Source organism: Kribbella sp. NPDC049584 (assembly GCF_040675555.1).
Classification (GTDB): Bacteria; Actinomycetota; Actinomycetes; order Propionibacteriales; family Kribbellaceae; genus Kribbella.
In genome coordinates this window covers 66,482-87,254 of the sequence record NZ_JBFAPF010000016.1, presented here as the reverse complement: position 1 = coordinate 87,254, position 20,773 = coordinate 66,482, and the positions used below count along the sequence as shown (strand labels likewise).

At 68.1% G+C, this 20,773-nt stretch carries 21 protein-coding genes; 12 read left to right on the top strand and 9 right to left on the bottom strand.

What is annotated here, in order from left to right:
• Window position 1: 1 nt before the first annotated feature.
• From AB0J62_RS38425 to AB0J62_RS38410, 4 genes are read left to right on the top strand one after another with little or no spacing between them, the layout of a single operon-like run.
• Window positions 2-3,154, top strand: coding sequence for a penicillin acylase family protein (locus AB0J62_RS38425; protein WP_363882149.1), 3,153 nt, complete (start codon window positions 2-4; stop codon window positions 3,152-3,154).
• 27 nt (window positions 3,155-3,181) lie between these two features.
• Window positions 3,182-3,793 (top strand): heavy metal-binding domain-containing protein, encoded by a 612-nt coding sequence (locus AB0J62_RS38420; RefSeq protein WP_363882147.1) that lies wholly within the window; start codon window positions 3,182-3,184, stop codon window positions 3,791-3,793.
• Window positions 3,783-5,162 (top strand): GH1 family beta-glucosidase, encoded by a 1,380-nt coding sequence (locus AB0J62_RS38415; RefSeq protein ID WP_363882145.1) that lies wholly within the window; start codon window positions 3,783-3,785, stop codon window positions 5,160-5,162. Before AB0J62_RS38420 ends, AB0J62_RS38415 begins: the two co-directional genes overlap by 11 nt.
• Window positions 5,159-6,403 carry an MFS transporter gene (locus tag AB0J62_RS38410; protein ID WP_363882143.1) on the top strand — a complete coding sequence of 415 codons (1,245 nt, stop codon included), beginning with the start codon at window positions 5,159-5,161 and terminating at the stop codon, window positions 6,401-6,403. The genes AB0J62_RS38415 and AB0J62_RS38410 overlap by 4 nt, the downstream gene beginning before the upstream one ends.
• Here the strand turns inward: AB0J62_RS38410 and AB0J62_RS38405 are convergent.
• Window positions 6,334-7,668 (bottom strand): crosslink repair DNA glycosylase YcaQ family protein, encoded by a 1,335-nt coding sequence (locus AB0J62_RS38405; RefSeq protein ID WP_363882141.1) that lies wholly within the window; start codon window positions 7,666-7,668, stop codon window positions 6,334-6,336. The genes AB0J62_RS38410 and AB0J62_RS38405 overlap by 70 nt on opposite strands.
• Before the next feature lie 30 nt (window positions 7,669-7,698).
• Between AB0J62_RS38405 and AB0J62_RS38400 the strand changes: the two genes are divergently transcribed.
• Window positions 7,699-8,133: a hypothetical protein gene (locus AB0J62_RS38400; RefSeq protein WP_363882139.1), complete on the top strand. Its 435-nt coding sequence runs from the start codon at window positions 7,699-7,701 to the stop codon at window positions 8,131-8,133.
• Here the strand turns inward: AB0J62_RS38400 and AB0J62_RS38395 are convergent.
• Window positions 8,130-8,738 carry a VC0807 family protein gene (locus AB0J62_RS38395; RefSeq protein ID WP_363882137.1) on the bottom strand — a complete coding sequence of 203 codons (609 nt, stop codon included), beginning with the start codon at window positions 8,736-8,738 and terminating at the stop codon, window positions 8,130-8,132. The genes AB0J62_RS38400 and AB0J62_RS38395 overlap by 4 nt on opposite strands.
• Before the next feature lie 92 nt (window positions 8,739-8,830).
• On the opposite strand from AB0J62_RS38395, the gene AB0J62_RS38390 reads away from it, so the two are divergent.
• Complete coding sequence (locus AB0J62_RS38390; protein WP_363882135.1) at window positions 8,831-9,439, top strand: TetR/AcrR family transcriptional regulator; 609 nt, start codon at window positions 8,831-8,833, stop codon at window positions 9,437-9,439.
• Here the strand turns inward: AB0J62_RS38390 and AB0J62_RS38385 are convergent.
• The 4 genes from AB0J62_RS38385 to AB0J62_RS38370 are packed head-to-tail and all read right to left on the bottom strand — an operon-like array spanning window position 9,428 to window position 12,867.
• Window positions 9,428-9,862 (bottom strand): EVE domain-containing protein, encoded by a 435-nt coding sequence (locus tag AB0J62_RS38385; RefSeq protein ID WP_363882133.1) that lies wholly within the window; start codon window positions 9,860-9,862, stop codon window positions 9,428-9,430. The genes AB0J62_RS38390 and AB0J62_RS38385 overlap by 12 nt on opposite strands.
• A 4-nt stretch (window positions 9,863-9,866) precedes the next feature.
• The gene (locus AB0J62_RS38380) at window positions 9,867-11,369 is read right to left on the bottom strand and encodes a tripartite tricarboxylate transporter permease (RefSeq protein ID WP_363882131.1); all 1,503 of its coding nucleotides are present in this window, start codon (window positions 11,367-11,369) and stop codon (window positions 9,867-9,869) included.
• On the bottom strand, window positions 11,369-11,872 hold the full coding sequence (locus AB0J62_RS38375; protein WP_363882129.1) for a tripartite tricarboxylate transporter TctB family protein: 504 nt from the start codon (window positions 11,870-11,872) through the stop codon (window positions 11,369-11,371). Before AB0J62_RS38375 ends, AB0J62_RS38380 begins: the two co-directional genes overlap by 1 nt.
• Window positions 11,869-12,867, bottom strand: a complete 999-nt coding sequence (locus AB0J62_RS38370; protein WP_363882127.1) for a tripartite tricarboxylate transporter substrate binding protein — start codon at window positions 12,865-12,867, stop codon at window positions 11,869-11,871. Before AB0J62_RS38370 ends, AB0J62_RS38375 begins: the two co-directional genes overlap by 4 nt.
• Window positions 12,868-13,047: 180 nt before the next feature.
• On the opposite strand from AB0J62_RS38370, the gene AB0J62_RS38365 reads away from it, so the two are divergent.
• Both AB0J62_RS38365 and AB0J62_RS38360 read left to right on the top strand, forming a co-directional pair.
• On the top strand, window positions 13,048-14,700 hold the full coding sequence (locus AB0J62_RS38365) for an ATP-binding protein (RefSeq protein ID WP_363882125.1): 1,653 nt from the start codon (window positions 13,048-13,050) through the stop codon (window positions 14,698-14,700).
• Complete coding sequence (locus AB0J62_RS38360; protein ID WP_363882123.1) at window positions 14,697-15,362, top strand: response regulator; 666 nt, start codon at window positions 14,697-14,699, stop codon at window positions 15,360-15,362. The genes AB0J62_RS38365 and AB0J62_RS38360 overlap by 4 nt, the downstream gene beginning before the upstream one ends.
• Here the strand turns inward: AB0J62_RS38360 and AB0J62_RS38355 are convergent.
• Window positions 15,359-15,910: a DinB family protein gene (locus AB0J62_RS38355; RefSeq protein ID WP_363882121.1), complete on the bottom strand. Its 552-nt coding sequence runs from the start codon at window positions 15,908-15,910 to the stop codon at window positions 15,359-15,361. The genes AB0J62_RS38360 and AB0J62_RS38355 overlap by 4 nt on opposite strands.
• The gene (locus AB0J62_RS38350; protein ID WP_363882119.1) at window positions 15,910-16,434 is read right to left on the bottom strand and encodes a gamma carbonic anhydrase family protein; all 525 of its coding nucleotides are present in this window, start codon (window positions 16,432-16,434) and stop codon (window positions 15,910-15,912) included. Before AB0J62_RS38350 ends, AB0J62_RS38355 begins: the two co-directional genes overlap by 1 nt.
• Before the next feature lie 12 nt (window positions 16,435-16,446).
• Between AB0J62_RS38350 and AB0J62_RS38345 the strand changes: the two genes are divergently transcribed.
• Window positions 16,447-17,673: an MFS transporter gene (locus tag AB0J62_RS38345; RefSeq protein WP_363882117.1), complete on the top strand. Its 1,227-nt coding sequence runs from the start codon at window positions 16,447-16,449 to the stop codon at window positions 17,671-17,673.
• A 68-nt stretch (window positions 17,674-17,741) separates the two neighbouring features.
• The gene (locus AB0J62_RS38340) at window positions 17,742-18,104 is read left to right on the top strand and encodes a cupin domain-containing protein (RefSeq protein WP_363882115.1); all 363 of its coding nucleotides are present in this window, start codon (window positions 17,742-17,744) and stop codon (window positions 18,102-18,104) included.
• Here the strand turns inward: AB0J62_RS38340 and AB0J62_RS38335 are convergent, their stop codons facing one another.
• Window positions 18,105-18,674 carry a TetR/AcrR family transcriptional regulator gene (locus AB0J62_RS38335; RefSeq protein ID WP_363882113.1) on the bottom strand — a complete coding sequence of 190 codons (570 nt, stop codon included), beginning with the start codon at window positions 18,672-18,674 and terminating at the stop codon, window positions 18,105-18,107.
• Window positions 18,675-18,787: 113 nt separating this feature from the next.
• Here AB0J62_RS38335 and AB0J62_RS38330 point away from each other — a divergent pair, with 113 nt between their 5' ends.
• Both AB0J62_RS38330 and AB0J62_RS38325 read left to right on the top strand, forming a co-directional pair.
• Window positions 18,788-20,167, top strand: a complete 1,380-nt coding sequence (locus AB0J62_RS38330) for an MFS transporter (protein ID WP_363882111.1) — start codon at window positions 18,788-18,790, stop codon at window positions 20,165-20,167.
• Entirely contained in the window at window positions 20,157-20,624 is a 468-nt protein-coding gene (locus AB0J62_RS38325; RefSeq protein WP_363882109.1) for a GNAT family N-acetyltransferase, read from the top strand. The genes AB0J62_RS38330 and AB0J62_RS38325 overlap by 11 nt, the downstream gene beginning before the upstream one ends.
• Window positions 20,625-20,773 lie beyond the last annotated feature (149 nt).

Below are 20,773 nucleotides of genomic sequence, written 5' to 3'. Positions count from 1 at the left end.
TGTGCCCCGCCCCGCACTCCGAACCCGCCTTCGCATCACGATCGCCGCCGCTGCCGTCACCGCCGTCCTCGCGGCCCTGCCGGCGCCGACCCAGGCAACGCCACAAGCCGTTGCCGCGACCCCCGGAGATTATTGCCTCGAGCAATGTCGCGACATCCTTCCGCCGGGTCAGAACGGCAACGCGACCTTCACGGATCTCCTTGCTTTCAAGGCATTGGGCGTCAGGCCCGCGCACTTCAGCGACACGGTCAAGCCCTACCAGGACCTAGTCTGGAACTCGCAAGGCATCACCGACGACGGCCTCGCGCCGTACTACGACGACTCGTCGTTCGGCGTGAAACCCGACGACGTCGCGAGCACGATCCATCCGCGCAGCGACGTCACGATCGTGCGGGACAAGTCGCGCGGCATCCCGCACATCACCGGCACCACACGGCTCGGCACGATGTTCGGCGCCGGCTACGCCGGGGCGCAGGACCGGCTGTTCGTGATGGACGTGTTTCGTCACCTCGGTCGCGGTCAGCTGACACCGTTCGCGGGCGGTGCGGCGGCGAACCGCGAGTTCGAGCAGGAGTTCTGGCGCACCGCGCCGTACACCGAGGCTGATCTCCAGCGGCAGTTCGACGACGCCGACGACCTGTACGGCGCCGACGGCGTGAAGATGCAGCAGGACATCCAGGCCTGGGTCGATGGCGTCAACCACTACATCGACACCGTCGGCATCGCGTACCCCGGTGAGTACGTCGCTCTCGGTCTGCAGTGGCCGACCCCGCACTGGAAGGTGACGGATGTCGTCGCCACTGCCGCAGTTGTCGCGGGCATCTTCGGCACGGGCGGTGGCGCGGAGGTCACTTCCGCGCTCGCATTGCTTGAAGCACAGGCGAAGTACGGCGTTGCCCAGGGCACCAAAGTGTGGGAGTCCTTCCGCTCCCAGAACGATCCTGAAGCCAGCACGACGGTGCACAACGGCACCTCCTTCCCGTATGGCACGACCGGCCCGAACCCGGCCGGCCGCGCGATGCCCGACCGCGGCTCGGTCACCGCAGAGCCCGAGGTCATCGACCAGACCGCCAACAAGACGGCGGCCGCGAAACCTGCGCCGAAGGGCTCGGACTCGTTGAAGGGGATCTTCGACGCCGGCCTGTTCCCGGAGGGCTTCGGCAAGAAGGGGATGTCGAACGCGCTGATGGTCTCCGGCGCACACACGCAGAGCGGCAACCCGATCGCTGTCTACGGGCCGCAGACCGGGTACTTCGCGCCGCAACTGCTGATGCGCCAAGAGCTGCAAGGCCCGGGCGTCAGCTCGCGTGGCATCGCGTTCGCCGGCCTCAACTTCTACACGCTCATCGGCCGCGGCCCCGACTACTCGTGGAGCGCAACGTCCGCGGGGCAGGACATCACCGACACGTTCGCCGTACCGCTGTGTGAGCCGAACGGCGCGACGCCGACGAAGAACTCGCAGTACTACGAGCTCCGCGGGCAATGCGTTCCGATCGAGCGGCTCGAGCGGCACAACGCGTGGTACGCCAGCCTCGGGTCGTCCGAACCCGCGGGGTCGTACACATTGGTTGCCCTGCGCACCAAGTACGGCATCGTCACGCACCGTGGCACCGTCGGCGGCACGCCGGTGCTGTTCACGAAGAACAGGTCGACGTACGGCAATGAGGCCGGGTCGGCGCTCGGGTTCATGCAGTTCAACGACCCGGACCGGATCCGTTCGGCCGCCGACTTCCAGCAGGCCGCCGCGAACATCGGGTACACGTTCAACTGGTTCTACACCGACAAGGATTCGATCGCGTACTTCAACTCCGGCGACAACCCGGTTCGCGCGGCAGGCGCCGACCCGAACCTCCCGACCTGGAGCTCGTACGAGTGGCAGGGCTGGAACCCGGACACGAATCGCGCGACGTACACGCCGGCGGCGCAGCATCCGCAGGTGGTGAACCAGGATTACCTGACCAGCTGGAACAACAAACAAGCGCCCGGGTACTCCGCTTCGGACGGGCAATGGGGTTACAACGCGGTCTACCGCAGCCAGCCGCTCGACGACCGGATCAAGGCGGTCATCGACAGCGGACAGAAGTTCACCCGCGGCAAGCTGGTCGAGGCGATGGAGGACGCGGCCACGGTCGACCTGCGCGGCGACCAGGTCCTGCCCTGTCTGCTCAGAGTCCTGAAGTCCGCACCGATCACCGACCCGGCGGTCGCCGATGCCGTCGCCAAACTGACCGCCTGGCAACAGGCCGGCGCTCACCGCAAGACCCCCAATGCGTCGTCGAAGACCTACGACAACGCCGACGCCATCCGCATCCTCGATGCCTGGTGGCCGCTGCTCGTCCCCGCCGAGTTCAAGGATCTCGGACCAGAGCTGTATGGCGCGCTGGTCGCGAATCTCAAGATCGATGAACGGCCCAGCGCACAGGGTTCGTCGTTCCAGAGCGGCTGGTGGGGCTTCGTCCAGCGGGACATCCGCAAGGTCCTCGGCGACCCGGTCAAGGCAGCCCAACCAGTGACGTACTGCGGCAGCGGATCGCTGGCCGCCTGCCGCGCGACTCTCACGGAAACATTGCTCGCGGCAACCAAGGTGCCGGCCGCGACGACGTACCCGGCAACAGCGGACTGTGCCGCGGGTGACCAGTTCTGCGCGGATCAGATCGTGCATCAGCCGATGGGTGGCATCACGCAGGACCGGATCGCGTGGGTCAACCGACCGACGTACCAGCAGGTCGTCGAGTTCCCGGCCCGGCGCGGTGACGACGTCACCAACCTGGCGGTCGGGAAGACCGCGACGGCGAGCAGTTACGAGAGCGGTTGGTACAACTTGCCGCCGGCGCAGGCCGTCGACGGCAAGTCGGACACCCGGTGGGCGAGCGACTGGTCGGATCCGCAATGGCTGAAGGTTGACCTCGGCAACGAGCAGACGGTACGCCGGGTGGTGCTCGACTGGGAGGCGGCGTACGGCAAGTCCTACAAGGTGGAGGTGTCGCGGGACGGGTCGACCTGGCAGCAGGTATATGCGACGACGACCGGTGACGGCGGCGAGGACGTGGTGCGTTTTGCGCCGGCCCAGGCGAGGTATGTCCGTGTCACCGGGACGCAGCGCGCGACCTCTTACGGGTATTCGCTGTACGAGTTCCAAGTGTTCAGATGGTGATGCCCCGAGGCCTGTCAGGATGAGGGCATGAACCAGAACTTTCCTCCGAACCAGCCGTTCCCGCCGCAGCAGGGCTACCAGCAGGGCCCGCCGCCGGGGTACCAGGGACCGCCTCCCGGGTACCAGGGACCGCCTCCGGGCTACCAGCAGGGGCCGCCGCCGCAGGGCTACGGCCAGCAGCCCGGGTACGGCCAGGCGCCGGGCAACTACCAGCCGGCCCAGCAGAGCGCGCCGCATGTCGCGCCGCAGGGTTCGCCGTACCCGGTGCTGGTCTCGACGATGAACGACCTGCCCGGGTACACCGCGGACAAGGTGTTCGGTGAGGTGTTCGGGCTGACTGTGCGCAGCCGCGACTTCGGGTCGAACTTCACCGCGAGTTTCCGGTCGCTGGGCGGTGGCGAGGTGCCGGAGTACACCCAGATGCTGGCCGAGTCGCGGCACGTCGCGGTGATGCGGATGTGCCAGATGGCGCAGCAGATGGGCGCGAACGCGATCCTCGCGATGCGGTTCGACTGCAACGAGATCGCCCAGACGATGAGCGAGGTCGCGGCGTACGGCACGGCGGTGATCGTGCACAAGGTCGAGCCGCCGCGGCCGCAGGACACCACCCCTGATGAGGATGATGCGAATGACGGCTGATCTGAAGTTTCCGCCAGGGTTCAGCTGGGGGGTGTCGACGTCGGCGTACCAAATCGAGGGTGCCGTGGCCGAGGGCGGCCGCGGTCCCTCCACCTGGGACACGTTCTGCGCCGAGCCCGGCAAGATCCTCAACGGTGACACCGGCGCGGTCGCGTGCGACCACTATCACCGGTACGCCGAGGACGTCGCCCTGATGCGGGAGCTCGGGGTGGACACCTACCGGTTCTCGTTCTCCTGGCCGCGCATCCAGCCGTCGGGTCGCGGGCCCGCTATGGCGGCCGGAATGGATTTCTACGACCGGCTGATCGACACGTTGCTCGGCGCCGGGATCCAGCCGGCGCCGACGCTGTACCACTGGGACACCCCGCAGGCGCTCGAGGACGCCGGCGGCTGGTTGTCCCGCGACATCACCGACCGCTTCGCGGAGTACGCCGGGATTCTGGGCGCACGGTTCGCGGATCGGGTGCCGATGTGGATCACGATCAACGAGCCGATGGTCCTCACGCTGATGGGGTACTCACTCGGCGCGCATGCGCCCGGGAAGGAGCTGTTGTTCGACGCTCTCCCGGTCGCGCATCATCAGCTGCTCGCCCACGGCCGCGCGGTGCAGGCGCTTCGGGCCGCTGGTGCTACTCAGATCGGCATCGCCAGCAACCACGCGCCGACCTGGCCTGCGAGTGACAGTGCCGAGGACAAGGAAGCGGCCGCGCTGTACGACAACCTGATCAACTGGCTGTTCGCCGACCCGATCCTGCTCGGCGAGTACCCGAACGGCATGGGTGACGCGATGCCCGGCCCGGTCGCCGACGACTTGGCGATCATCTCGACGCCGCTCGACTTCTTCGGCATCAACCACTACGCGCCGGTCTCGGTCGGCGCTGCCACCGGTCAGGCCGACACCGCGGCGACGGATGGGGTGCTGTTGCCGCCGGGTCTGCCGTTCGAGCCGCGGACACTGAGCGGTTACCCGACCACGGACTTCGGCTGGCCGGTCGTACCGGACGCGTTCGGCGAGATCCTGCGGATCTTCAAGGAGCGGTACGGCGACCGGCTGCCGCCGATCTACATCACCGAGAACGGCTGCGCGATCAACGACGAGCCCGTCGACGGGATTGTGGACGATCAGCGGCGGATCTCCTACCTGGACGGGTATCTGCGATCGCTCCGTGCGGCGATGGACGACGGCATCGACGTCCGCGGGTACTTCCAGTGGTCGCTGATGGACAACTTCGAGTGGGCCGCCGGGTATTCGCAGCGGTTCGGCCTGGTGCATGTGGACTTCGAGACACAGGAGCGTACGCCGAAAGCGTCGTACCACTGGCTGCGGGAGCTGATCGCCCAGAGCCGTCAGGCACCCGGCCGGTCATGATTCCCGAGCCTGGGGTGGTGCCGTCCGCGCTGGCGGAGCCGACCGTCCGGGTGCGGCCGGGGTGGACGGCGGCCGTCGTCCTCGCGAACGTCGGGGTGTTCGCGGCCTGGCTCGGTCCGATCCAGGTGCTGCTCGCGAAGCAGTCGGAGTCGGTTGCTCCGGGCAACAAGGAGTTCGTGTTCGGGCTGGTGACCGGGGTCGGCGCGGCGGTGTCGGTGTTCGCGAACCCGGCGTTCGGCGCGATCTCCGACCGGACCACCTCACGCTTCGGCCGGCGGGTGCCGTGGGTGGTGGCCGGCGCGGTCGGCGGTGCGGTCGGTCTGGGGATCCTGGCCGGCGCGCACCTGATCGTGTTGATGCTGCTCGGTTGGTGCTTGATGCAACTGTTCGGCAACGCGCTGCTCGCCGCGGCAACGGCCGTCGTACCGGATCGCGTCCCGGTCCTCCAGCGCGGCGGCGTAGGCGGCTGGGTGGCAATCTCGCAGGTCTTGGGTGCACTGGTAGGTACTGCGCTTGCCGCAGCTTTTGACAGCTACGCGCTCGGGTATGCCGCCTGTGCAGCGTTCCTGTTGTTGTCGGTCGTGCCCTATGTGTTGCGCAGTCATGACGTGCAGCTGGTCGAGCGGCCGACGTTCGTACTGCGCGATTTCCTTCGTGGGTTCTGGATCAGCCCCCGACGGTACCCGGACTTCGGCTGGGCCTGGCTGACCCGATTCCTGTTCAACGTGGGCAATGCGCTCGGCACGTTGTATCTCTTCTACTACCTGCAGGACGAGGTCGGCGTCGACGATCCCGACACCGCCGTACTCATCCTGACCGCCATCTACAGCGTGTGCGTGCTGACGACCGCCATCACCTGCGGCCGCTGGTCGGACCGCTCCGAACGCAGGAAGATCTTCGTCACCGCCTCCGGCTGGGTGATGGCCGTCGCGGGCATCGTCCTCGCGTTCTGGCCTACCTGGGCGGGCGCGATCCTCGGCGCGATCATCCTCGGGATGGGGTTCGGCGTCTATCTTGCCGTCGACTTCGCCTTGCTCACTCAGGTGCTGCCGAGCGCACAGGACCGGGCGAAGGACCTCGGCGTCATCAACATCGCGAACTCGCTCCCACAGGTCCTAGCACCCGCGATCGCCGCTCCGATCGTGAAACACCTGGGCGGCTACCCGGTGCTTTACCTTTTGGCGTCCGCGGTCACAGTCCTGGCCGGCGTACTCGTCACGCGGATCCGATCGGTCAACTGAGCAGCGAGCCGTCCGTCGGCCGGGACGTGGATGTGGTCGAGCGACAGCCAGTCGGCCATCAGGTGGAGCTCGTCCGCCAAGGGTTCGATGAAGTCGGGCGCGTCGGGCTCGGCGGTCAGGGTGGGGACGACGAGGGTGGACGTCTGGCGGTCGGCCTTGAGGTCGACACGGGCCACCAGTCGGTCGCCCAGGAGGAACGGCAGGACGTAGTACCCGTGGATCCGTTGGGGGGCTGGGGTGTAGATGCTGATGCGGTAGAAGAAGTCGAACAGGTGGTGGGTGCGGTCGCGGTTCCAGATCAGGGGGTCGAAGGGGGAGAGGAGGGCTTGGGCGTCGATGGGACGGTCGTTGGCCTCGTGCCAGCGGTAGCTCTGTCGGGTGACGCCTTCGACGCGGACCGGGATCAGTTCGCCGGCGTCGGTCAGTTCGCCGATCACCTCGCGGGCGGTTGCCGTGGGCAACGGGAAGTGGGCCTGGCCGGAGTTGCCGCAGAGCTCTTTGGCGGTGGCGATCCCGAGGCCGCGGGCCGCGATCCGGACGAGCTCGCGGCGGGCCTCGTCGGCCGTGGGCTCGGGGGCTGCGAGTACGTCGGCGGGTAGGACGCGTTCGGTCAGGTCGTAGATACGCTCGAAATGCCGGCGCCCTGCGATCGTCACCTGGCCCGTGCAGAACAGGTACTCGATCGCGATTTTCGCGTCCTGCCAGTTCCACATCCGCCCGGTGCCCGGGTCCGGATCCGGGTCTGAGCGCTTCCGACGTACGCCGTCCGGGCTTGCCTCGCCCGCGGTCAACGGGCCCTTCTCAGTGATCATCCGCAGCACCTGGTCGACGTACCCGGGTCGCTCCGCGGTCAGCCGCCGCATCCCCGCCACGACCGACCACGGCGCGGTCACGTCCGGGCTCAGCTCTTCGTTCCACACCTGTCGCTCGGCCGCCCGCATCCGCCACCGCATCAACGGGTACGCCGTGAGCGGGATGAGCGCCGCCTTGTGGCCCCAGAAATACTCGAACAGCTCGCGGTCCTTGCCCCACGCCAGCTTGTCGAGGGTCGCCCGCGGATAGTTCCCCACCCGCGCGAACACCGGCAGGTAATGCGACCGGGTCAGCACATTCACCGAATCCAGCTGCAGTACGCCGGCCCACCCGATCGCCTTCCGCACCGCCCGCAGATCACCCCGCTTCGGCCGCCGGTCCCCAAACCCCTGCGCACCCAGGGCAATCCGCCGAGCAACCTCCACCGAGATCTCATCACCTACGGCCGCCATGAATCGAACCTATAGCGTGACACTGGGCTCATGCAGTTCATCACGATCGGAAAGCCACCTGAGTACCTCCGCCTGACCGCCGTACGCCAGCCACCGGACAGCGCCCCGGACTTCGTGCCCAGGAAGAGACGCCGCTATCTGGACGCCGAACTCCGTGGCCGCGACATGACCGCCAAGGTCAGGCTCGACTTATTCGATGAGTACGGCGGCCTGGTGCAGTTCCTCGACCAGGTCGCCGCGCACTGGCACGACATGGACAACTGGTCGATGGCGTGGGGACGGGGCAACCCACTCCAGCTCGAGGTCATCCGTGGCCCTCGACCGGCGCGAGGACCGGACCACCTGATCGTCCACATCAAACTCCATCACGGCGGCCAGCGTTTCTGGACGCTCGAGACCTCCCTGATTCTCTCACCGGAGGAATTCGAGGCGATTGCTCGTGATGCGCACAGGTTGACCGACTAGCTCGGCTGCATCGCGCGCTGGCGGTGGTTGCGGTACCAGAGAGACCAGCCGATCAGGATTCCTAGGGCGGCGACGTGCATGAATGGGGACAGGTTGGCCATTGTGTTGACGGGGAGGGTATAGACGAGGACCAGTCGGATGATCGCGTCCGCGAGGAGTACGCCGCCGAAGACCGCGGTCAAGGTGGTGAAGTGTTTGCGGAACGTCGGCTGGGTGTTCCAGCGGTCGTCCCACTCTGCGAGGAGTTCCGGCTTGGTGGCGTTGGCTTTTCGGGCGATCGCGTAGACGAGCGGACGGCTGAGCAGACATGACCCCAGCAGCAACAGCCCGGCCGCGCCCGACAGCACCGACTCCTTTGCGAGCAGGATCCGCGGATCCCCGGTCAGCAGCGAGATGACCAGCAGCAGGGCGAACGTCCCGCCCACAAAGGCCGCGAGCCCGTTCAACTTCCGCTGGACGACGGCGATGGCGGCGACCCGCAGCAGTGCAGCGCCGGTACCGGCGGCGAGGGCGGAGAGTACGTCGTACCCGAGGATGCGGGCGGCGTAGTAGACGACGAGCGGGAGACCGATGTCCCAGAGCAGACCAGCGAGGACCTTACGCATGAGGTGAACCCTTCTCTTAAGATACTGCTAGTAGCTTAAGAGAGGTCAGCCCAGCCGGATTAGGCCAATTGTCATGGGATACCCTGAGTATCGTGACGACGCGTAGGCGGGGTGCCGCGCTGGAGGAGGCGATCCTGCAGGCCGCGGTTGAGGAGCTGACCGAGGTCGGGTACCGCGAGCTGACGATGGACGGTGTCGCCGCCCGCGCCGGCACCGCGAAGAACGTGATCTACCGCCGCTGGCCGAGCCGGGCAGCGCTGTGCATCGCGGCGTACCGGCACATGCTCCCGAGTGGACCGGACTCGACGCCCGACACCGGCTCGCTCCGCGGTGACGCGCTCGCGCTGCTCACCCGTGCCAACGACCGCATGTCGTCCCCGGTCGGTCGCATCCTGCGCCAGCTCCTCGCCGACATCCATTCCGACCCCGAGCGGATGCGCGAACTCCGCGACCAGGTCGCCCGCGCCGGCGTCTCGCACTGGCTGACCGTCCTGGCCCGAGCCGCGAGCCGCGGCGAAGTCGGCCAGCAAGCCCTCACTCCCCGCGTCGCCACGGTCGCCGTCGACCTGCTCCGCAACGAGTACGCCCTCAACGGCGCCACCGCAGTCTCACCCGAAGTACTAACCGAGATCGTCGACCAGGTCTTCGTCCCACTCGCTACGCGGCCACCAGCCTCGTCGGACGACACCTCACGAGACTGACATGGCGGACCGCAACGCCTGGAAGTCTTCCGGGGCGAGTGGGACCAGGCCGCGGCGGAGTTGGTAGCCCCAGTTCGGCTGTCGGGTGAGTTCGAGGTCCACCTCGCGTACGCCGGTGCGCTGCACCGGCAGGAACTCGATCCGCCGGCGCCATGGCTGGACGATGCCGTGGGAGCCCATGTTCATCGCCTCGGCCTGGTACGGCGCTGCGTCGACGACCACGCCCAGCGCGGTGAACGCGCGGAGCGGCTGCTTCTCGCCGTACCGCTCGGTCGGCGAGTAGATCACGAAGCCGTCGCCCTCGCGCAGCCGCGCGACGCCGTACCGCTTGCCGTGGTTGAGCTGGATGAAACCGCCCTCGACCGCGCGCTGGGTGTGGTCCGCGGAGACCACACCCAGCCAGGCGCGCTGTAAATCCGTCATGCCCTCACTGTCCGCCGGAATATACGACATCTTTCGTCATGATTTTGCGGCGGAGGCTGGCGATCAGCGGCCAGGCGATCATCAGCAGGATCGCCACGTAGATGACGTACGCGACCGGTCCACCAACCAGACCGGAGACGTCACCGTTGGACAGTTGCAGTGCCATCCGCGCCTGCCGTTCGGCGATCGGGCCGAGGATCACGCCGATGATCAGCGGCAGCACCGGCAGCCCGAACCGGCGCATCCCGAAACCGAGCAGCCCGAGCAGCAGAAGCAGCAACAGGTCGAGCGGCTGCGCGTTCACGGCGTACGCACCCATCGAGGCGAAGAAGATGATCCCGGCGTACAGATACGGCCGCGGGATCTGCAGCAGCTTCGCCCATGCCGGCGCCAGCGGCAGGTTGAGGAGCAGCAGCATCAGGTTGCCGATGAACAGGCTGGCGATCAGCGCCCACACCAGCCTCGGCTCGCGCTGGAACAGCAGCGGCCCGGGCTGGATGCCGTACGACGTGAACGCGGCCAGCATCACCGCCGCGGTCGCATTCGTCGGCAGACCGAGCGCGAGCATCGGCACGAGCGTTCCGGCTGCCGACGCGTTGTTCGCGGCTTCCGGCCCGGCGACGCCCTCGATCGCGCCGTGCCCGAACTCTTCCGGATGCTTGGACAGCTTCTTCTCGGTCGCATACGACAGGAACGTCGGGATCTCCGCACCCCCGGCCGGCAGCGCACCGATCGGGAAGCCGTACGCCGTTCCGCGCAGCCACGGCTTCCACGAGCGACGCCAGTCCGACTTGCCCATCCACGGACGGCCGACCGGAATCACCGTGCCCGGGTTCCGCCGCAGGTGGGCCGCGACCCAGAGCGCCTCGCCGACCGCGAAGATGCCAACAGCAACCACTACGACATCGATGCCGTCGGCAAGCTGCGGTACGCCAAACGTGAGCCGCTGCTGGCCGGTCACCTTGTCGATCCCGACCAGCCCGATCACCAATCCGAGCAGCAGGGCCGCGAACCCGCGGATCCGGGACGATCCGAGCACCGAGGTCGCACCGGCGAACGCGAGCAGCATGATCGCCAGGTAGTCCGGCGCCCCCAGGCTGATCGCGAACTTCACCACCTGCGGCGCAACCAGCACGAGCAGCAGCGTCCCGATCGTCCCCGCCACGAACGACCCGATCGCCGCGGTCGCCAACGCCTGCGCGGCCCGTCCGGCCCTGGCCATCTTGTTGCCCTCGATCGCCGTCACCACCGATGACGACTCACCTGGGGTGTTCAGCAGGATCGACGTCGTCGAGCCGCCGTACATGCCGCCGTAGAAGATCCCGGCGAACATAATGAACGCCTGCACCGGCTCGAGTCCGTAGGTGATCGGCAGCAGCAGTGCGACCGTCATCGCCGGACCGATCCCCGGCAGGACGCCGACCGCCGTACCGACGGTGACGCCGAGCAACGCAAGAAGCAGATTGATCGGTGTCAGGACATCTGCAAATCCCTGAAGGAGGTCCATCACAAGATCCCTTGCAGTACGCCGGCCGGCAGGTTGACGCCCAGCCCGATCGCGAACGCGTAGAACGTGATCAGCGCCAGCGCGACGGCGATGAACACGTTGCGGATGTGGTGCCGGCTGCCGAGCGCGAACGCCGATCCCCAGAACAGCAGGATCCCGCTGATCACCCAGCCCAGCGGCTCGATCAACGCGAGGTTGACCACGAACGCGGCGATCAGCGTGAGCACCGTGCGCCAGTCGACGGAGGACGTCACGTCGACGTCCTCGCCTTCCTCCGCTTCGCCGGTCCCTCCGCGGGCCACGTCGACGGCGTACAGGACGGCGACGACGAGCAGCAGAACGCCGAGGACGATCGGTACCGGCTTCGGGCCGATCGGATCGTTGCTGTTGGCAATGTGCTGGAGCCGGGCGGCGTCGACGATCACCAGGACGCCGACCACCGCCAGGAACCCGCACACTCCGTACTGCGCACGATCCGGCCGCCTGACAGCGGCCTCGTTCACGCCGCCAGTCCCAGCTTGGTCAGGATGTCGGCGACGGCCTTGTCCTGGTCGGTGAGGAACTTGCCGAACTCGTCACCGGTCACGAACGCGTCGGTCCAGCCGTGCTTCTCGAGCTCGGACTTCCACTCCGCGGAGTCGTGCATCTTCGTCAGCGCGTCGATCCAGACCTTCTTGTCCGCGTCGCTGATACCCGGCGGCGCGACGATGCCTCGCCAGTTCGTGAACACCAGGTCGATGCCGGAGCCCTTCAGCGTCGGCACGTCCTTCAGCGCCTCGATCGGCTGCTCGCTCGTCACCGCGAGCACCCGCACCTGACCGCTCTGGACCTGGTCGAGGAACTCCCCGAATCCGCTGGCCCCGAAGGCGATCTTGCTCCCCAGCAGCGCGGGCAGCAGCTCGCCGCCGCCGTCGTACGAGACGAAGTTGACGTCTTTCGGCTCGATGCCGACGGCTTGCGCGAGCTGCATCGGGAGCAGGTGGTCAGGCCCGCCCGGCGACGAACCGCCGCCGACGGCCATCCCCTTCGGGTTCGCCTTCCAGGCGGTGACCAGGTCGCCGATCGTCTTGTACGGCGAGTTCTTCGGTACGACGATCGCGCCGGCCTCCTCGATCAGCTTGGCGATCGGGGTGGTCTGGGTGAGCGTCGCCTTCGACTTCGACGTGTACGTCGCGCCGACCACGCCGAGCCCCATCTGCATGGCGAGCTTGCCGTTGCCCTTCTCGTTCACGGTCCGCTGCAGGCCGACCGTGCCGCCGGCGCCCGGCAGGTTGAACACCTGGACGCCGGTCGCGATCTTCGCGTCCTCCATCACCTTCGCCGCGACCCGGGCGGTGGTGTCGTAGCCGCCGCCGGCCGCGTTCGGCACCATCAGCCGCAGCCCGGTCGCGGGCTTGCCGCTGTCGGCGTTGGAGTCGGATTTGTCGGCGGTCGCGCCGCAGGCGCTCGCGCCGACCAGCGCGAGCACTGCTGTGGTGACCCAGAGCATCGGCCTCATGGCGGTGTCCTTTTCGATGGGGATCAGGTGGCGACGATCGTGGACCTCCAGCGGGTACGGCGTCTGCGTTGTGGCCGCAGCGGTGGTTGAGTTCATTGTGGTCACAGGCGGAATCTGGGTGAAGTGTGGCACTCGAGCGCCGCAGCGGTGATCATGCGGCAGGACCTATGGGAGGTGAAGATGGCCGTCAGGCTCGGAAGACGTCCGACGTTGGCCGGGCAGCTGCTGGTGCTGCAACTGGCCATCGTCGTGGTCGTGCTCGTCGCCGTCGCCGCGGTCTCGCTCGCCCAGTCCGCCGCCACGTTCAACCGGGTCGAAGGTCGCCGGGTGACCGCGCTGGCCGAGCAGCTCTCCGGGAGCCAGACGCTGCGCTTCGGCATCCGCCACCCCGCACCGGCGGAGGTTCTCGCACCGTTGCTCCAGACAACGTTGACGCAGTCCGGCGTCACCTCGATCACGGTCGCCGACGCGCAGGGCCGGATCATCGCGGCCACGAACCCCACCACGATCGGCAACTCGCTGACTCTCGGTGATCCTTGGGTGGCGCAAGGCCGCGGCTGGTCCGGCGAGCTGCGCCTGGGGGACGGGAAAGAGCTGGTCTCGCAGGTCCCGGTGCTCAGTCAGGGCACGGATTCGAACGGCCGGCCGGACGGAACGCTCGGCGATCACATCGGCACCGTGATGGTCGGCGAGCAGGCCCCGTCGATCTGGCAACGATTGCGCGGCGCATCGTCGTACCTGGCGATCTATCTCGGTATCGCCTGCGTGCTCGGGCTGCTCGGTTCGTGGCTGCTGGCCCGCCGGATCAAGCGGCAGACGCTCGGGCTCGAACCGCGCGAGATCGCCGGACTTGCCGAGCATCGGGAGGCGATGCTGTACGGGCTGGCCGAGGGAGTCGTTGCCTTGGACCCCCATTTGCGGGTCACGCTGGTGAACGACGTCGGCCGCCGGCTGCTCGACCTCCCGGCGAACGCGGTCGGCCGCAACCTGGACGATCTGGGGATCGAGGGCCGGCTCCGCGAAGTACTCGCCGGCGAGGACGAGGCGCGCGACGCGGTCGTCGTACGCCGTGGGCGCGTACTCGTGATGAACCGGATGGAAGTGCTGAAGGACGGGCGGTCGCTGGGCTCCGTCACCACGCTGCGTGACCGGACCGAGTTGGCGCAGCTGGAGCGGGAGCTGGGGTCGTTCCGTTCGTCCGCCGAGTTGCTGCGGGCGCAGACGCACGAGTTCGCGAATCAGCTGCACACGATCTCCGGCCTGATCCAGATCGGCGAGTACGACGAGGTCGTCACGTACGTCGGCGCGCTCAACCGGTACCGTGAGTCGCTCGACCTGACCGTGACCCGGCGGGTCCACGACACCGCGGTCGCCGCCCTGCTGATGGCGAAGTCCTCGCTCGCGGCCGAACGCCGCGTCGAGCTCCGCGTGTCCGAACGTACGACGCTGCTCCGGCTCGACCCCGCGCTGTCGGCCGACGTGGCGACCGTGGTCGGCAACCTGGTCGACAACGCGATCGACGCGGCCGCCCAGTCCGGTACGCCGCTGTCACCGGCGTGGGTCGAGGTCGAACTGCGGCAGGACGCGACGAGTGTTGAGATCGTGGTCCGCGACTCCGGTCCGGGGGTGGCGCCCGAGCTGGCGCAGGAGGTGTTCGCGCACGGCTTCACCACCAAGGCCGCGGCCGAGGGGGAGCGCGGGATCGGTCTCGCGATGACCCGGCTGATCTGCCGCCGGCGCGGCGGCGAGGTCGCGGTGACGAACAATTCCGACGGCGGCGCGGCCTTCGTCGCCCGCATGTCCGCCCAGCGCACGCCCGAGGGAGCCCGATGATCACGGTCCTCGTCGTCGACGACGACTTCATGGTCGCCCGCATCCACCGCGGATTCGTGGACCGCGTGGACGGCTTCGAGGTCGTCGGTACGGCGAACTCCGGCGATCAGGCCGTCGCGGCGTTGTCCGAGCTACGGCCTGATCTGGTGCTGCTCGACCTCTACCTGCCTGACGTGTTCGGCATCGACCTGATCGCCCGGCTGCGCGCCGTACGGCCTGATGTGGACATCCTCGTCATCACCGCGGCCCGCGAGGCCGACGCGGTGCGTGGCGCCGTACGCCAGGGGGTCGTCAACTATCTGCTGAAACCCTTCGGTTTCGAGGATCTGCGGGCTCGCTTACAGGAGTACGAGCGTCGCCGGGCGAGCGTCCCCGACCAGGTAACGTCCCAGGCGGACGTCGATCGCGTCCTGGCGCCTGCCTGCCCAACCGTCAACCGCCTCCCCAAGGGCCTCAGCCAGGAGACCACCGACCTGGTCACCGCCGCCCTCCGCGCCACCCCCGACAACCTTTCGGCTGCCGAGTGCGCCGAGAAAGTCGGCATCTCCCGCGTCAGCGCCCGCCGCTACCTGGAGTTCCTCTGCACCCAAGGCCAAGCCCAGGTAACCCTTCGCTACGGCACCACCGGCCGCCCCGAACGCCGCTACCACTGGCGAAGCTAGGTCGCTGCGCGGGCGGCGCTCTCGATCCGGGCTCGGTGTGCTTCCCAGTCGACCTCTGATGCGCCGGTGGGGGCGCCCAGCTGCTCGCGAAGAATGTCGGCGTGGCCCGTGTGGCGGTTGGTCTCGGCAACGACGTGGACCAGGATGTTGAGGAGTTTGACGTTGGGCCGCGGCCACCACGGGACGAATCCGGGAGCGTCGATCGGGAGGGCGTCGATGGTGGTATCGGCGTACTCGCAAGCACGCTGGTACGCCGCGATCACATCGGCGCGCGACTCGTGTTCGCGCACCCACATGTGGTCGTGGTTCGCGTAGCCGGGATCGTCGAAGGTCGGGATCGGATCCGGATACGGGCGGCCGAAGATCTCCCCGAAGTACCGGGCCTCGGTCAGTGCAAGGTGTTTGACGAGGCCGAGGAGGTTGGTCCCGGTCCGGGTGAGCGGACGGCGTACGTCGTACTCCGGCAGTCCGTCGAGCGTCGACAGGAGCGACTCCCGCACCCATCGCAGCTCGTCGTGGAGGTAGGCCTTGGCGAACTCGTCGATCATTACTCCTCCACCAACTCGACGGTGGCGGCGTGGCGTTCGGCGAGGGCGTGGTAGACGGCGGCGTTGTGGTCGACGAAGAGCTTCGCGGTTCCTTCGAGCGGGACGATCTTCTTCGCCGGGCTGCCCATCGCGACCGATTCCGGCGGGATGACGGCGCCCGGCGTGACCGTGGAGCCGGCCGCCACCAGCGAACGCTCGCCGACCACCGCCCCGTCGAGCACGATCGCGCCGTTGCCGACCAGAGCCTGCTCACCGATCGTGCAGTCGTGGACCAGGCATTGGTGTCCGACCGTCGCATTCGGCCCGATCTCGCAGCCGTTGTGGCCGACGTGGATCACCGTGTTGTCCTGGATGTTCGCCCCCGCGCGGATCGTGATCGTCCCCAGATCGGCGCGGATCACCACGCCGTACCAGATCGAAACCCCCGCCTCGACGACCACATCCCCGACCAGCGTCGCGGTCGGCGCGATCCACGCGTCCGGATGCACACTCGGACGCTTACCTTCGAACGAAAACAGCGGCATACGCTGCACCCTATGCCGCGTAGCCTCGAGCGGGTGCGGAAAACAGTCGCCGGGTTCGCCGCGTTCGGGTTGTTCTGGGGAGCGTGGGGCGCGATCCTGCCCGCGGTCCGGGCCGGCGCCGGGGTGAACGACGGTGAGCTCGGCGTCGCGCTGCTGATGGTCGGACTCGGCGCGCTCGTGTCGATGCGGTTCACCGGCTACCTGATCGATAGGTACGGCGGGGTGGTGCTGCCGGTCGTCACCGTATTGTTCGCGATCTGCGGCGTACTGCCCGCGCTGGCGGGCTCGGTCGTCACCCTGAGCGCGGCATTGTTGTTGCTGGGAGCAACCTCTGGTGCGATGGACGTGGCGATCAATGCGACCGGATCCCAGGCGGAGGCGGTGACCGGGCGGCCGGTGATGAACCTCGCGCACGGCATGTTCTCGGTCGCCGTCGTGGTCGCAAGCCTCAGTACGGCGGGACTCCGCGCCGCCGGGCTCGGCGCATTGCCCGTGCTGGGCGGGGCGGGCGCGCTGATCGTGATCACAGCACTCGTCGTTCTTGCTCCAGGCAGCACCTCGAGGAGCGCACCGGCCGTCGCCTCGAGCAGCGCACCGGCCGCCGCCTCGGGCACCTCACAGGACCTGCCGGCTGCCGCCGAAACTCCGAGGAGCGGGCTGGAGCCGGCGCTCCTCATGTTCGGTGTGCTGTGTGCGATCGCCTACCTCGTCGAGAACGCGTGGCAGAGTTGGAGCGCCGTACATCTGGATACCTCGCTGAACGCCCCGGCCGGCCTCGCGTCCATCGCGCCCGCGGTCTTTGCCGCGGCGGCCGCCACGGGCCGATTCGCCGGCAATGCTGTCCTGAAGCGGGTCCGGCCGGTCCAGCTCCTGGTCGTCGGTGGCCTCGTCGCCGCCGTCGGCTCGCTGGCCGCGGCCACCGCGAACCATCCTTGGACAGCCCTGGCCGGTATCGGAGTCGCGGGTCTCGGTACGTCGGTCTGTGCGCCGACGATCATCGGGATGGCCGGCGCATGGGCCGGTCCTGAGCGGCGCGCGGGTGCGATCTCGGTAGTGACCACGATCGCCTATCTCGGATTCCTGATCGGCCCGGCGGCGGTCGGCGCGGTGTCCTCGCACTGGTCGCTTCCGGCCGCGCTGGGTGGTGTCGCCGTACTCGCGGTCGTCGTCGCCGGCCTCGCTCCGGTAGCCGGCCGCATCGCCGGAGCCGGCCTTCGACGTACGGCAAAAGGGATTTGAAAGGACCTTGGGCGAGGCTACGGTGATGGGTGTCCCGTCAGCGACACAGGACCAGCGAGGAGGGTGGCATGACGGAGATCGCGAAATCGGGGGCCGCGGTGATCAACCGGGCCGACGGGCGGGACGACGGGGAGGAGTGGACCGAGAACTACACCCAGTTGCCAGGTGGGGCTGGGGTCTCGTTGATTCTCGAGTCGACCACGAAGGAGGGCGCCGGGCCGCGGCTGCACAAGCATCCGTACGCCGAGACGTTCATCATCCGCCGCGGTACGGCGACGTTCACGGTCGGCATCGAGGAGATCGTCGGCCGGGCGGGCCAGATCCTGGTCGTTCCCGCCGACACCCCGCACAAGTTCCGCACCGGTCCCGGCGGCTACGAAGCAGTCCACATCCACGCCAACCCCACGTTCGAAACCATCTGGCTGGAGTAGTCAGGCAGGAGCGAACGCGCCCAGCAAGGTCGCGGTGATGTACGGCGCGGCTTGGTCGGACGTGATGCGGCCGGCTTGAAGTTCGCTTGCCGCGCCGTGCATGACGTTGTGCATGACGCTGACCAGCCACGAGGTTGGTAGGTCGGTGCGGAAGACGCCTTCGGCGCGGCCGCGTTCCAGTAGACGTTCCACGCGTGCCATCGGGTCGGCGTGCAGCTCTTGGACCCGCCCCGGCGGCAGCGCGTCCTGAGCCGCGAGTAGCAGCGCGCGGTACTGGTCGACCAGCTGCCAGCTCGACTCGGTCAACCGGGCCAGCGCTTCGCGCGGGTCGCCGGTGAGATCGACCTGCCCGAGCGTCTTCTCGCCGGTCGCGATCGCCTGCACGAACACCGCGTCGACCAGCTCGGCCCGCGACGGGAAGTGGCCGTACAGCGTGACCCGTCCGACCCCGGCCGCCTTCGCGATCTCCGACGTGCTCGCGGCCGGATCCCGCGCCAGGCACTCCGCGGCCGCGGTCAGGATCGCCGCGATGTTGCGCTGCGCGTCCGCCCGCCGGGTGGTCACCGCCATCGACCATCTCCTCATCTCGAACACCGCTGTACGAATTCCCCTTGTCGAACACCAGTGTACGAGTTACGGTACTGACCTAACCCGTACACACCTGTTCGACTTAAGGATGACCCATGGATCAACCCGACCCCCGGCGGTGGCGACTGCTGGGGCTGCTCGCCGTCGCGCAATTCATGCTGATCCTCGACGTGACCGTGGTTGCGATCGCGCTCCCGAACATCGAGACCGATCTCGGGCTCAGCCGCGAGACCCTCACCTGGGTGGTCAGCGCATACACGCTGATGTTCGGCGGCTTGATGCTGCTGGGCGGCCGCGCCGCCGACCTGTTCGGCTCGCGCCGCGTCGTACTGACCGGCCTGATCGTCTTCACCCTGGCCTCGCTCGTCACCGGCCTGGCCAACGGACCTGAGCTTCTCCTCGGCGGCCGCGTCGCTCAAGGCATCGGCGCCGCGATGCTCTCGCCGGCCGCGTTGTCCGTCGTCACCAAGACGTTCGACGGCGACGAGCGCAACAAGGCGCTCGGCATCTGGTCCGCGATGGGCGGTGGCGGCTCCGCGATCGGCGTACTGCTGGGCGGCCTGCTCACCGCCGGTCCCGGCTGGCAGTGGGTCTTCTACATCAACCTGCCCATCGGCCTGATCGTGTTCGTCCTCCTGCTCCGCCTGCTCCCCGCCGATCGTCCGAGCGAGCAGCAGGGCCGCCTCGACGTCCCCGGCGCTCTTCTGGTCACAGCCGGAACAGGTACGGCGATCTACGCGCTCATCAACGCGGGCGACCGCGGCTGGCTCTCGGCCGCAACCCTCGGCACGCTCGCCGGCGCCCTCGTCCTGTACGCCGTCTTCGCCTGGGTCCAGCGCTCCGTCCGCTCGCCGCTGATGGACCTCCGGATCCTCACCCGCCGACCTGTTGCCGCAGGCACCTTCGTGTTGCTGATCGCAACCGCTTTGATGATCTCGATGTTCTTCCTCGGATCCTTCTACCTGCAACACTTCAAGCAGTACGGCGCTTTGCGCACCGGCCTGCTGTTCTTGCCGGTGGCAATCGCCGCGATCGTCGGCGCGCACCTGGCCGGCCAACTCGTCGGACGGGTCGGTGCACGCCCGGTCGCCGTGATCGGATTCGCAATCACCGCGATCGGTGTCGCTGTCCCCGCGATCTGGGAGGGTGCTACCGAGATCGTGATCGGGATGACCGTCGGGACCGTAGGACTCGGCGCCGCGTTCGTGGCGGCCTCGACGACGACGTTCGCGCAGATCGACCATCGGGAGGCGGGCCTCGCATCCGGCATCCTGAGCACGTTCCACGAGTTCGGCGCATCGCTCGGCGTTGCGGTCGTGTCGAGTGTCGCGGCAGCAAGTCTCGCGGGCACGGTGTCGAGCGGGTTCTCCAGCGGGTTCACGTTCGCCGCGATCACCGCAGCGGTCGCGGCCGTCCTCGCGCTGTTCGTCGTACCGGCGTTCAAGCCTTCAACCGGAGGGGTTCATGTTCACTGAGATTCGCCGCGCGGTGGTCGCGGACGCAGAGACGGTATTGACCATGCTGGGGGAGCTGGCGGCGTACCAGGATCAGCAGCAGTACATGACCGCAAGCCTGCAGGACTGGCAAGGGTTCCTCGGACGCGACGAGGTGATCGTGTTGCTGGCAGAGGTAGACGGGGTTGCGGGGGGCTACGTGTCCGCGCTGCGCCGCCCGTACCTGTGGGTCGGTGGCGATCAGCTCGCGCTGGACGACCTCTACGTCCGCGAGCAGTTCCGCGACGCCGGCGTCGGTCGCCAGTTGATGCTCGGCCTGGCCCGGTATGCGCTCCCGGATCGCCTTCCGATCGGCTGGGGTCTGCGCCTTGAGAACACAGCCGGCTATCGCTTCTACGAACGCCTGGGCGCCAAGCTGGTCACGAAAACCGCGGCCAGCTGGTCCGTAGAGTCCTACGAGCGTCAGCTCAACGAATAGCTGGCCGCTGGCGACGGGGCTTGCCCGGCTCCGGCGGATCCCAGTCCTGGTTGGCGGCGAACACGTAGTTCATCTTCAAGCGCGTGGGCCAGCCAGGCCGGCTGATCGACCCAGTTGCTGCGCGCATAGTGGCCAGGGCAGCGAGCGGC